This is a genomic window from Raineya sp. (genome assembly GCF_053497555.1).
Genome location: NZ_JBRCWE010000062.1, coordinates 17,551 through 30,213 on the forward strand (window position 1 = coordinate 17,551; position 12,663 = coordinate 30,213).

9 protein-coding genes are annotated in these 12,663 nt (G+C 40.3%); 2 read left to right on the forward strand and 7 right to left on the reverse strand.

Annotated features, from left to right (window positions below; all coding sequences use genetic code 11):
* Window positions 1-5 precede the first annotated feature (5 nt).
* Both ACWITO_RS07965 and ACWITO_RS07970 read right to left on the reverse strand, forming a co-directional pair.
* On the reverse strand, window positions 6-1,823 hold the full coding sequence (locus ACWITO_RS07965; RefSeq protein WP_448529465.1) for a PAS domain-containing protein: 1,818 nt from the start codon (window positions 1,821-1,823) through the stop codon (window positions 6-8).
* A gap of 10 nt (window positions 1,824-1,833) precedes the next feature.
* On the reverse strand, window positions 1,834-3,849 hold the full coding sequence (locus ACWITO_RS07970) for a urocanate hydratase (protein WP_448529466.1): 2,016 nt from the start codon (window positions 3,847-3,849) through the stop codon (window positions 1,834-1,836).
* A 246-nt stretch (window positions 3,850-4,095) separates the two neighbouring features.
* Here ACWITO_RS07970 and carB point away from each other — a divergent pair, with 246 nt between their 5' ends.
* Window positions 4,096-6,957, forward strand: coding sequence for a carbamoyl-phosphate synthase large subunit (gene carB, locus ACWITO_RS07975; protein WP_448529467.1), 2,862 nt, complete (start codon window positions 4,096-4,098; stop codon window positions 6,955-6,957).
* Window positions 6,958-6,983: 26 nt separating this feature from the next.
* Here the strand turns inward: carB and ACWITO_RS07980 are convergent, their stop codons facing one another.
* From ACWITO_RS07980 to ACWITO_RS08000, 5 genes are all read right to left on the reverse strand, one after another.
* A complete protein-coding gene (locus tag ACWITO_RS07980) occupies window positions 6,984-8,498 on the reverse strand; it encodes an NAD(P)H-hydrate dehydratase (protein ID WP_448529468.1) in 1,515 nt (504 codons plus the stop codon).
* Window position 8,499: 1 nt separating this feature from the next.
* Entirely contained in the window at window positions 8,500-8,967 is a 468-nt protein-coding gene (locus ACWITO_RS07985; protein ID WP_448529469.1) for a DUF1036 domain-containing protein, read from the reverse strand.
* Between the two features lie 68 nt (window positions 8,968-9,035).
* The gene (locus ACWITO_RS07990; RefSeq protein WP_448529470.1) at window positions 9,036-9,833 is read right to left on the reverse strand and encodes an undecaprenyl-diphosphate phosphatase; all 798 of its coding nucleotides are present in this window, start codon (window positions 9,831-9,833) and stop codon (window positions 9,036-9,038) included.
* The gene (locus ACWITO_RS07995) at window positions 9,830-10,042 is read right to left on the reverse strand and encodes a DUF3098 domain-containing protein (protein ID WP_448529471.1); all 213 of its coding nucleotides are present in this window, start codon (window positions 10,040-10,042) and stop codon (window positions 9,830-9,832) included. Before ACWITO_RS07995 ends, ACWITO_RS07990 begins: the two co-directional genes overlap by 4 nt.
* A gap of 55 nt (window positions 10,043-10,097) precedes the next feature.
* Entirely contained in the window at window positions 10,098-10,922 is an 825-nt protein-coding gene (locus tag ACWITO_RS08000; protein ID WP_448529472.1) for a hypothetical protein, read from the reverse strand.
* A gap of 126 nt (window positions 10,923-11,048) precedes the next feature.
* On the opposite strand from ACWITO_RS08000, the gene lnt reads away from it, so the two are divergent.
* A complete protein-coding gene (lnt, locus tag ACWITO_RS08005) occupies window positions 11,049-12,662 on the forward strand; it encodes an apolipoprotein N-acyltransferase (protein ID WP_448529473.1) in 1,614 nt (537 codons plus the stop codon).
* The last annotated feature ends 1 nt before the right edge of the window (window position 12,663 follow it).

Here is a 12,663-nt window from a genome sequence, read left to right on the forward strand (position 1 = left end):
TAAGATTAGGATTGGGTAAGGGGTAAAACAACTTCAAAGGTGCTACCTGCTCCAAGTTCTGAAAAGACATTGATTTTCCCGTGCAAACTTTCTACAATGCCCAAACTAATAGAAAGCCCTAAACCCGTACCTTTGCCTATTTCTTTGGTTGTGTAAAAGGGCTCAAAAATATGTTTGAGCTTTTCACTATCAATGCCTGTGCCGCTATCGCTTATACTTACACTTACCTTGCCGTTTTGAAGTTTGGTTTCAAGGGTAATTTTGCCTTTTTCGGCTTTTTTTTCTTCAATGGCGTGAATGGCATTGATGAGCAAATTCATAAAAACTTGGCTGAGCTTGGTAGGGTAGGCGTCTATCAGGGGTATTTGTGGGGAGTATTTTTTTTCAACCTCAATGCCATTTTTGATTTGGTTGTATAGCAGGGCAAGAGAATTATCCAAAATCTCGTGTAAGTTCGTTTTTTCTAATACCGAATCATTGCTTTTGGTAAAGCTACGCAAGCCCCTGACAATTTCAGCAGCTTGGTTGGCTCCTGTACGAATATTCTTGATAAGGTCTTGGGTTTCTTGCAAAATTTCTTCAAAAGAGAGCTGTTGCTGAAGGTTTTGAATATTTTTTTTGTGTGAATCAAAATTTTCTTTGCTAAGTTTTTCGTATTCGCTGATGATTTCCAAAAGGTCGTTGATGTTGGCTTTTAAGCCTTCGGCACTGCCCAAAATGTAGGCAATCGGATTATTAAGTTCGTGAGCAATGCCCGCCACCAAAGTACCCAAAGAAGCCATTTTTTCGGCTTGCACCAGTTGTTCTTGCATTTTTTGCAGTTGTTCCAAAGTAGTTTTAAGCTCTTCGTTGTATTGTTTGAGGCTTTCTTGCGAAACTTTCAGTTCGGCATAAGCCGCTTTCAATTTATCCTCCGATTCTTTTATTTTCTGAATGTTGGCGATTGTACCTACCAGACGAATAGGCACACCAAATTCATCAAATTCAACCATTTTAGCACGATTCAGCACCCAACGATAGCTCCCGTCTTTGCAAAGCATACGGCACTCTCGCTTGAAGGAATTGAGCTTTTTGAGTAAAAATTTGTTGTAGGCTTCCGTGAATGTTTCTCTCTCTTCGGGGTGAATGTAGCTGAGCCAATTATCCCAAGTGATTTGGGTTTCTTGGGGCGAATAGCCTAAAATAAAATAAAAATTTTCGCTAAAATGAGCCTCTTGATTGATTAAATCTACATCATAGATGCCGTCTTTGCTGGCATACGAAACAAATCGTAGTGTTTTTTCTCGTTCTATGATTTTTTGCTCGGCGAGCTTTCGGCTATGTATAGAACGCAATACTCCTACTTCCAGAAAGGCTCTTCCTTGTTTTTTTCGCTTTATTTTAGAACGTAGCTGATACCACCTGTACTCGCCTGCACCTGTAAGCAAAAGCAAATCGGTTTCAAAAATATCGTTGTTTAGCTCTCCACGGAAAAACTTGGCTCTATCTTGTAAAAATTTTTCTTTTTGCGAAGGCTCAATAAGGTTGAGAAAAGTTTTGACAAGTGGCGGGAAATGCTCCTTTTCGTAGCCTAAAAGGCGGATAAATTCATCAGAATACCAAATAGAGGCTTCCTCGTTAAAACTTTCAGGAATAACAAATTCCCATAAGCCTTCACGCGACATCTGCGAAATTACCTTGTAGCGGTCGTAGAACTGAAAAATTTCTTCTTGCTTACTCAAAAGAAAATCTCTTTCGGCTTTTTGTTCAGCAAGCAACCTGACCAAATTTTTCAGTTCTATTTCCGAGAGGTTGTCTAAATCAAAATGAGGTAAAGGGTTCATAGCTAAGATTTCAGAACAAATTTTCCAAAAGCGTATCCTCTACCAAATTGGGTAAAGTAACTTTGAGGCGAGGTTCTTCTTGCATAGCCCGCTGAATGGCGAAAATGGCTTCTTTATTTCTTGCCCAACTACGGCGAGCAATGCCATTATTTACGTCCCAGTGAAGCATCATTTTGAGCCTTCTATCACTATCTGCCGAGCCGTCCAGTACCATTCCAAAACCTCCATTGATGACCTCGCCCCAGCCTACGCCACCGCCATTGTGCAAGCTCACCCACGTAGCTCCTCGGAAGGCATCGCCTACAAAATTTTGTACTGCCATATCTGCTGTAAAACTTGAACCATCGTAAATGTTAGAGGTTTCACGGAAGGGCGAATCGGTGCCCGAAACGTCGTGGTGGTCTCTGCCCAGTACCACAGGGGCAGAAATTTCTCCTTTGGCAATGGCTTCATTAAAGGCTTTGGCAATATTTATTCTGCCTTCGGCATCGGCATAGAGAATACGTGCTTGCGAACCCACTACCAAATTGTTTTTCATAGCGTCTTTTATCCAAAGAATATTGTCGGCAATTTGCTGTCGTATTTCGGCAGGAGCATTTTGGTATTGTTTTTCCAGCACTTGCAAAGCAATTTCATCTGTTTTTTGTAAATCGTTGGGATTTTGGCTCATACATACCCAACGGAAAGGACCGAAGCCGTAGTCAAAACACATTGGTCCCATTATATCTTGCACGTAAGAGGGATATTTGAAAGTTTTGCCGTCTTTTGCCCAAATATCAGCACCTGCCCGTGAGGCTTCCAGCAAAAAGGCATTGCCGTAATCAAAGAAATAGGTTCCTTGGGCGGTGTGGGCATTGATAAGAGCCACTTGCTTACGCAAAGATTCATAAACTTTTTCCTTGAAAAGAGTGGGGTTTTCAGCCATTAGCGTATTGGCTTCTTCAAAAGAAAGTCCCGCAGGATAGTACCCACCTGCAAAAGGATTGTGCAGAGAGGTTTGGTCAGAGCCTAAATCCACGAAAATATTTTCTTGCAAAAATTTTTCCCAAACATCTACCACATTACCAAAATAAGCAAAAGAAGTATTGGCTTTTTCTTTTTGAGCCTTGCGAACTTTTTGCACAAGTTCATTCAAATCGGTAACAATTTCATCAACCCAGCCCTGCTGGTGTCTTTTTTCAAGCACTTTCCAATTTACTTCGGCAGTAACGGAAACGCAACCTGCAATTTTAGCGGCTTTGGGTTGTGCACCGCTCATTCCTCCTAAACCTGCGGTAACAAATAGCTTCCCTGCAAGTCCCAAGCCTGTTTTATCTATCATTCTACCTGCGTTCAGAATGGTAATGGTAGTGCCGTGTACAATGCCTTGCGAGCCTATGTACATATACGAACCAGCAGTCATTTGTCCGTATTGTGTTACGCCCAAAGCATTGAAGCGTTCCCAATCGTCAGGTTTAGAATAGTTGGGAATCATCATTCCGTTGGTAACCACTACGCGTGGGGCGTCCGGGTGCGAAGGGAAGAGCCCAAGAGGGTGTCCTGAATACATTACAAGGGTTTGCTCGTCTGTCATTGTAGCCAAATACTGCATTGTGAGCAGATATTGAGCCCAATTCTGAAAAACAGCTCCATTACCGCCATAGGTAATGAGTTCGTGAGGGTGTTGGGCTACGGCAGGGTCTAAATTGTTTTGTATCATTGCCATAATTGCCGCCGCTTGTATGCTTTTGTGCGGGTATTCGTGTATAGGGCGAGCATACATCGGATAGGTAGGGCGAAAGCGATACATATAAATTCTGCCGTATTTTTCCAGCTCTTCGGCAAATTCTTTGGCAAGCAAAGCGTGATGTTTCTTCGGAAAATATCGCAAAGCATTGCGAATAGCAAGTCTTTTTTCGTCTTTGCTTAAAATATCTTTGCGTTTGGGGGCGTGATTGATGCTTTCATCATACGTAGGCATAGGAGGCAACTCATCAGGAATACCTTGCAGAATAGCCTCTTGGAAACTTTTTTCGGCAGTAAGCATAGACAACTTTATTTTGTACTGAAAAAATCGGTTTTAAGTATTTTCCCCTTCTAAATCTTTCAAAATCCAATAGAACCCTGCAAATTCTGAAAGTCATTTTTATCGGGGTATTATGTATTTGCTAAAAGATTGCCTAATTTCGGTGGTTTGTAGGAATTTTGCAAGTTTTCTTTCCAAAAATATTTTACTGCTTGCAAGCGGTGGCAATTTCTTAAAAATTGTATTTTTGCCGAAATTTTTACTACAATGCCCAAAAATCCTGCTATTCGTTCGGTTCTTATTATTGGTTCAGGTCCTATTGTTATTGGTCAGGCTTGTGAGTTTGATTACTCGGGCTCACAGGCGGCTCGTTCTTTGCGTGAGGAAGGTATTGAGGTTATTCTTATCAATTCTAACCCTGCCACGATAATGACAGACCCGCTCACCGCCGACCATATCTATCTCTTGCCGCTGGAACGAAAATCTATTGAATACATTTTGCAACGCCACCAAATTGATGCCGTTTTGCCGACAATGGGAGGACAAACGGCATTAAATTTAGCTATCAAATGCCACAAAGCAGGGCTTTGGGAAAAGTATGGTGTGCAGATGATAGGGGTAGATGTAAATGCCATTGAAACCACCGAAGACCGCGAGAAATTTCGTTTGCGAATGTTGGAACTTGGAGCAGGGGTTTGTAAAGGCGAAACGGCTACATCTTTTTTGCGAGGCAAAGAAATTGCTCAGCAAATTGGATTCCCGCTGGTGATTCGTCCTTCTTTTACATTGGGCGGAACAGGCGGAGGTTTTGTGAATGAAGAAAAAGATTTTGACGAGGCTCTACGTAGGGGTTTGCAGGCTTCGCCTGTACACGAAGTACTTGTAGAACAATCTATTTTTGGTTGGAAAGAATTTGAACTGGAACTGCTTCGCGATAGCAAGGGAAATGTCATTATTATTTGCTCCATAGAAAACTTTGACCCTATGGGCATACATACAGGCGATAGCATTACGGTTGCTCCTGCTCTTACACTTTCCGATACTACCTACCAAAAAATGCGAGATTGGGCTATCAAGGTAATGAATGGCATTGGAAATTTTGCAGGAGGCTGTAACATTCAGTTTGCTGTAAATCCCAAAAATGAAGATGAAATCATTGTCATTGAAGTCAATCCAAGAGTTTCGCGTTCTTCGGCTCTGGCAAGCAAAGCTACGGGATACCCCATTGCTAAAATTGCCGCAAAACTTGCTATTGGCTATAATCTTGATGAACTCCCCAACCAAATTACGAAAACTACTTCTGCTTACTTTGAACCTGCTTTGGATTATGTGATTGTAAAAATTCCTCGTTGGAATTTTGATAAGTTCCGTGGTGCCGATGATAGGCTCGGCTTGCAGATGAAATCTGTTGGTGAAGTAATGGGTATTGGCAGAAATTTCCAAGAAGCATTGCAGAAAGCTTGCCAGAGTTTGGAAATCAAAAGAAATGGATTAGGGGCTGATGGCAGAGAAGTTACTGACCAGCAAATTTTACTGAAAAGTTTAGAAAATCCTTCCGCCAACCGACTTTTTCATATTTACGATGCCTTCAAGATGGGCATTTCTTTCAAAACCATTCAGAAACTCACCCAAATTGACCCTTGGTTTTTACACCAAATAGAAGAGTTGGTTCTTTTGGAAAAAGAAATTCAAAAATACACTTTGCAAGATATTCCTGCTCAATTGCTTTGGGAGGCAAAACGTAAAGGTTATGCCGATAGGCAAATAGCCCATTTATTGCGTTGCTTAGAAAGCGAAGTCTATAAAAAACGCAAAGAGTTAGGCATTGAGCGTACTTACAATATGGTAGATACTTGTGCCGCTGAATTTGAAGCAGTTACGCCCTATTATTATTCTACTTTTACCTCACCCCCCAGCTTTTCAGAAGTGGAGAATAAACCAGCCGATATAGCCCTTGCTTATCAAGAAAAAACAAAGCCTAAAAAAGTTGTAATATTAGGTTCGGGACCCAATAGGATAGGGCAAGGGATAGAATTTGACTACTCTTGCGTACACGGTGTTTTGGCGGCGAAAGAGTGTGGCTACGAAACCATAATGATAAACTGCAACCCTGAAACCGTTTCTACAGACTTTGATATTGCCGATAAACTTTACTTTGAGCCTGTTTTTTGGGAACACATCTACGATATTATTCAAAAAGAACAGCCCGAAGGGGTCATTGTGCAATTGGGCGGTCAGACGGCTCTGAAACTTGCCGAAAAGCTCAATCGTTATGGCATAAAAATTATTGGTACAAGTTATGAATCTTTGGATATTGCCGAAGATAGAGGTAAGTTTTCTAACTTGCTCAAAGACTTGGGAATTCCTTATCCACAATTTGGCGTTATTGAAGACGCCGATAGTGCCGTAGAATTGGCAAGAGATTTGGGCTTTCCTTTGCTGGTGCGTCCCAGTTATGTTTTGGGAGGGCAAAGTATGAAAATCGTTATCAACGAGCAAGAATTGGAAGAACACGTTGTCAAGATTTTGAACGAAAATCCTGATAATAAAATTTTGCTTGACCACTTTCTGGAAGGGGCGATTGAAGCCGAAGCCGATGCTATTTGTGATGGAAAAGATGTGTATATCATTGGCATAATGGAACACATTGAGCCTGCAGGTATTCATTCAGGCGATAGCAATGCTGTTTTACCTCATTTTTCGCTCAACCCAATGATGATTGAGCAAATTGAAATTTATACCCAAAAAATAGCTTTGGCTCTCAATACTATTGGGCTTATCAACATTCAATTTGCTATCAAAGATAACAAAGTGTATGTAATTGAGGCAAACCCTCGTGCCAGCCGAACCGTTCCTTTTATCTGTAAAGCCTATCAGGAGCCGTATATCAATTATGCGGTAAAGATTATGCTTGGAGAAAATAAGCTCAAAGATTTTAGCTTCAATCCCAAACGCAAAGGTTATGCTATCAAACAACCTGTGTTTTCTTTTGAAAAATTCCCGAATGTGAATAAAGAACTGGGTCCAGAGATGAAATCCACAGGCGAGGCAATTCTCTTTATTGAAAACCTTATGGACGATACCTTCCAAAAACTTTACGAGGAACGCAATTTGTATTTGAGCAGGTAATTTTGAGAGAAAAATAGAGTTTTGCTTCAAAATGAAGCAAGTTGGGCAAAGGCAGATGTGAGTTCTTCTAAAAGCATAGTAGGCGTAATGGCAATGGCGTTGCGTTTTTGTTGTGCCAAATCGCCTGCAAGTCCGTGTGCATAAACGCCTATGCAAAGGGCTTGTTCAGGTGGGTAGCCTTGTGCCAAAAGTGCCGTAATAATGCCTGTAAGTACATCGCCCATACCGCCTGTTGCCATAGCGGGGTTGCCTGTGGAATTGAAAAAAACTTTTCCTTCGGGGGTAGCTATTCGTGAGTAAGCCCCTTTGAATAGCACAAAACATTGATATTTTTGAGCAAAAGAAACCTGTTTTTCTAATGCTTCGTAGTCGTTTTGCCAAGAGCCAGCCAAACGTTCAAATTCCTTGGGGTGTGGGGTAAGGATTGAATGTTTGGGCAAAAATGAAAGCCAATCGGGGTTTTGAGCCATTATATTTAAGGCATCGGCATCAAGCACCAGCGGAATTTGGACATTTTGCAAAAGGTTTTTCAAGAAAGTTTGTGTTTCTTCGTGCAAACCTATTCCACAGCCAACACCAATGGCTTTGAAAATGGAAAAATCGTGCTTATCATTACAAATATAATGCTTTGTAGAAGATAGCAAAAGCATAGCTTCGGGAACAGCCGTTTGCAGTGGCGAATAATTGCAGGGTGGTACAAGCAGTGTAAGCAAGCCTGTCCCCGCCAGCAGGCAAGCTCTTGCCGCAAGAATAGACGCTCCTCCTTTGCCCAAACTGCCCGCTACAAGCAAACTATGCCCCAATGTGCCTTTATGAGCAAAAATAGGACGTGGTAGTCGCTCCTGATACCCATTTCTGATAGTTTTTTCTGAAAGCATAAAGTAGTTGCTGGACATTTCTTGTTCATAATCTTTGAGCAAACCAATATCCAGCACTACAATTTTCCCTGCAAAATTTCCGGTTTGTGGCAAAAGCATATTGAGCTTTGCCTGATGAAAGGTGAGGGTGTAGTTTGCTTTGAAAATTGTGCTTTCAGTTTTTTGTATTTGGTCGGCGTACATTCCCGAAGGAATATCTATGGCAATTTTGAGATTGGGTAAGGTATTTATTTGGGCAATCAAATCGGCAAGCCAGCCTTCCAAAGGACGAGAAAGCCCTGCACCAAAAATGGCATCTATGCAGATACTTTCGGCAGGAATATGCAGTTGGGTATTTTGAGCATTGATAAGCGAGAGTGGAATTTCTTTGGGCAATCTTTCGTAATTGATTTGGCAATCGGTAGAAACTTGTGGGCTATTTTCAAGCCAAAACACTTCTACTTCTTTACCTTGATTATGCAAAAGCCGAGCGATTGCCAAACCATCGCCGCCATTATTGCCCCTACCTGCCAAAATGGTAAATTTTTGAGCAGAAAGGTTCTGTAAGATCCATTTTACACATTCATTGGCGGCAGTTTCCATCAAATCAATGGAAGCAATGGGTTTGTGCAAAATGGTGAGCCTATCTAATTCACGAATCTGTGAAGCCGAAAGTATTTTCATATCATTCTAAAAGATTGACCTGAAAAAAACCTTTGGGATTCCATTTCATTTCTCGGAACGGATATGCTTCCAGTTGTTGCAGTTCTTGGGAATTGAGTTCGTTATCCAAAGCACTTGCAAGTGCCGAATTGTTGGCATAGGCAATATGAAAAGGCGAAGTGGGATGTACCATATAAAAAAGACTTCCGCCCCAGTTATCGTTACGATTTACAACATTGTGAGCGTGATAAAATACCCCTTTTTCGCGTTGAATATTTTTGAGCCACAAAGTTTTGCTTTTCTCTTTTTTCACTTCAAACCAACCATAAGTACAAAGAGCTACATCTCCTTCGGGCATACGTTTGTAATAAGCCAGTGCTACATACACATTTTTCTGACTTCTGTTGAAAAACGAAACCCTTACGCTATCTTGCGAAAAAGCAGAAATCCCTGCAAATACAAAAAACAATGAAAAAGCCCAAATTTTCATAAGCCAAACGATTTGGATTTTAGGCAAAGATACAGAAAATTTGGGAAGAGCAAAGTTATTTTGAAACTTTACAACATCTCCAACTTTACCCCTGACCAAAGCAAAATTAGGATAAGTAAGCCAACTATAATTCTATACCAACCGAAAAGACGAAAGCCGTATTTGGTAAGATAACTGATAAAAAACCTAATAGCAAGCATAGCCACTACAAAGGCAACTGCATTACCTACCAGCAAAACAAACCAAGATTGTTGTGCTTGCTCAATGAAAATCTCTTTGGTATCCCAAATGCTTTTGGCAGTAGCCGCAAACATTGTGGGCAGAGCCAAGAAAAATGAAAATTCGGCAGAAGTACGGCGATTAAGCCCTTGTGTCAGACCGCCTACAATGGTTGCCGCCGAACGGCTTACCCCTGGCACCATCGCCAAACATTGAAAACAACCTATCCAAAAGGCAGTAGGGTAGGAAATTTCTTGGAGTTCAGTATTTTTCTCGTTTTTAGCGAACCACTTATCTACAAAAAGCAGAACAATACCACCTGCAAGCAAGGCAAAGGCTACTACATCAACCCTTTCCAAGAGAGCGTCAATATGCTTTTTGAGTAAAGCACCCACTACCAAAGCGGGAATAAATCCAACGAAAAGTTTAATATAAAAATCTATGCTTTGAAAAAAGCGTTTCCAATAAAGCACTACTACCGAAAAAATTGCCCCAAGCTGAATAGCTACAATGTAGGTTTTGAAGAAATCATCAGCTTTCATTTGGGCTATGGCGGCAGTGAGTATCATATGCCCTGTGGAAGAAATAGGCAAAAACTCAGTAATACCTTCCACAATAGCCAGCAAAATCGCTTCCCAAAGGCTCATTTTTTAGACTTGTAAAAGATTGCTACAAATTGTACCAAAAAACCCAAAAGCAGTACAATAGGTCCCAGTGTGATACCTAAAAAGCCAAATCCATAAGGTTCTTTATCCGAAGCCATAATGATAAAGCCCAATACAATGAGTAAAAGCCCGAGTATCATTATGAAATAATTGGCTCTATCAAAAGGAAAGACAGGTTGTTTGTTGGTCATAGCAAGTTTTTGGCAAAGAAAAAGTTTTTTTTGTAAAAAGACAAAAGAAATGCAATCAAATATTCTGCTCTGCCTTGAAATTTGCCACATCTCTAATATTTACATTTTCAATCATTGTTCGCATTTCTTCTAAATCTAAGTGTATATCGTCTTCGCCATATTGGTCAAAGGGATTTTCTAATTGCTCTTGGATATTGATAAGACTTACAAAGACAAAGCTATACAATACTGCTGAAAGATAGCCAATCACAGGATAGGTGCTATCTTTGAGGTGATAAGCAAAATAAGGAGCATATAAAACGGGAAAACTATACAAGAAAAAAATTGCATATACACGCAAAGCATAAGGAGTGCGATAGTAAAGAATTTTTTTCATTTTTTCAAAATCGGCTACGGCACGCGTAAAATACTGGTCGGCACGAGAAAGTTCGCTTGGCGTTACATTAGCTTTGCGAAAAGACTGAATGAACAAAGAAATTTCATCAAAACTGCGATAAATAGGTTTTTCCAATTCGCTTTGTTTTTCAGCTTGAGTATTGGTAAAAAAAAGAATAATGTAATTCATTGTTTTCAAAAGTAAGGTGGCACTTTTTTTGCAAAAACTTTCGTGTTCTCCACCAACCCAATTTTTGCTTGCATAAAATAAACCCATAAAATTGGATTTGAGAGAAGCATAGCTCATAATAGCTTCCTCTCTTCGCCGATAGGCACTATTGATAGAAAAAACCACAGGAAAGATGATAGCTGTACCTACCAAAGTAATAGGCAAATCCCCTACAAAATTCATTTCTTTGCAGTAGTAGGTTGCTACCACAGAAAGCGTTGTGATAATGAACGTCTTGTAATTGATAATGTTCCAAAGGCTTCTAAACAATTTCATTGCAATAGTGCTTTTTAGCAAAGATACAAAATTAACATTTGCTTAACAATTTTTTAATAAAAAACTTTCTTTTTCGGCGATGATACTGCTGTTTTCTTACTATTTTTGGCTCGCAATTTGGTAGCTATGCAAAGAATACTTCAAAATAATCGTATCCTCTTTTTCATTATTCCCATTTTTTTGAGCTTGGCTTGGTATGTACCAATGGGTTTTGTGGGTTTGTGGATAGGCTTTGCGTTGCTTTTGCAATTTGAAAAAAATCTATCCCAAAGCAAGTTTCGTTTTATACGATTTTGGGGCGGTGTATATCTGATACTATTTCTGTGGAACTTATTTTGTACTTGGTGGGTAAAAAATGCTACTTGGGAAGGGGCTATCGCAATGATGGTTGCCAACACACTCTTAATGACTCTTCCCTTTGTAGCTTTTTATTTTGTAAAAAAACATCTGCCCAATGCTTGGGCTTTATGGGCTTTGGCATTTTTTTGGATAACCTTTGAGTATGCTCATTTGAATTGGGAATTGAGTTGGACTTGGCTAAATTTGGGCAACGGATTTGCCTATTCGCATTGGGCAGTGCAATGGTACGAATATACAGGCACACTTGGCGGAACACTTTGGGTGTGGGGGGGAAGTATTTTGCTTTGGCAAGCCTCGCAAAATGGTTTTTTGCAAAAGCAAATGGTTGTTCTAGCTATTGTTGTTTTTTTGCCCATATTGCTATCTTTGGTTTTGTACTTTTCTTATCAGGAGCAAGGCAAAAATATTGAAATAGCGGTTGTTCAGCCAAATATAGACCCTTACACCGAAAAATTTATTGGTACAGAAAAGTTTATCCCTTACGATAAGCAAGCCGAAATACTGTTGCAATTGGCAAAAGAAAAAATTTCCCCACAAACCAAGTTACTGCTTTTCCCCGAAACGGCTTTTGATGAAGGGTATGACGAAAAAAGTATTTTTCAGTATGCACCTATTCAGAAAATCAGAAGTTTTTTGAAAGAAAATCCGCAAATTTCGGTGCTTGGTGGTACTACCTCTTGGCTTATTTATGGCAAAGAAAAACGTACAGCTACGGCTCGCCAAAATGAGCAAGTGGGCTTTTATGACGTGTTTAATACGGCAATGTTTCTGCGAAATGAGGTAGATAGTATTGCTTTTTATCATAAATCCAAGCTGGTGCCGCTTGTAGAATCAATGCCCTATGCCGAAGTAATTGAGAAAGTTTTGGGTAGTTTGGTGATTGAATTAGGCGGAACTTCGGGAGGATTAGGCTTTCAGAAAGAAGCAGAAATTTTTTCGGACAATCAATTTTCTTTCGCCCCAATTATTTGTTATGAATCCATTTTTGGTGAATATGTAGCAAGCTATGTACGCAAAGGAGCTACTATTTTGTGTATCATTACTAACGATGGTTGGTGGGGCGATACACCGGGCTACCAACAGCATTGGCAAATGGCACGACTTCGGGCAATAGAAACGCGTAGAGCGGTTGCTCGTTCTGCAAATACAGGAATTTCTGGTTTTTTCAATCAGCGAGGAGATGTGATAGAGCAAACTCCCTTTTGGGTACGTGATGTTCGTAGGCAAATTTTGCAAGCAAATACCAAAAGCACCTTGTATGTACTATGGGGCGATTGGCTCGGCAAAATAGCCTCTTGGGTTTCACTTGCCTTTCTTTCTTGGGCTATAATGATGAAATTTTGGCATAAAAAAAGACATTCATTGCAAAACTTGGTATAAG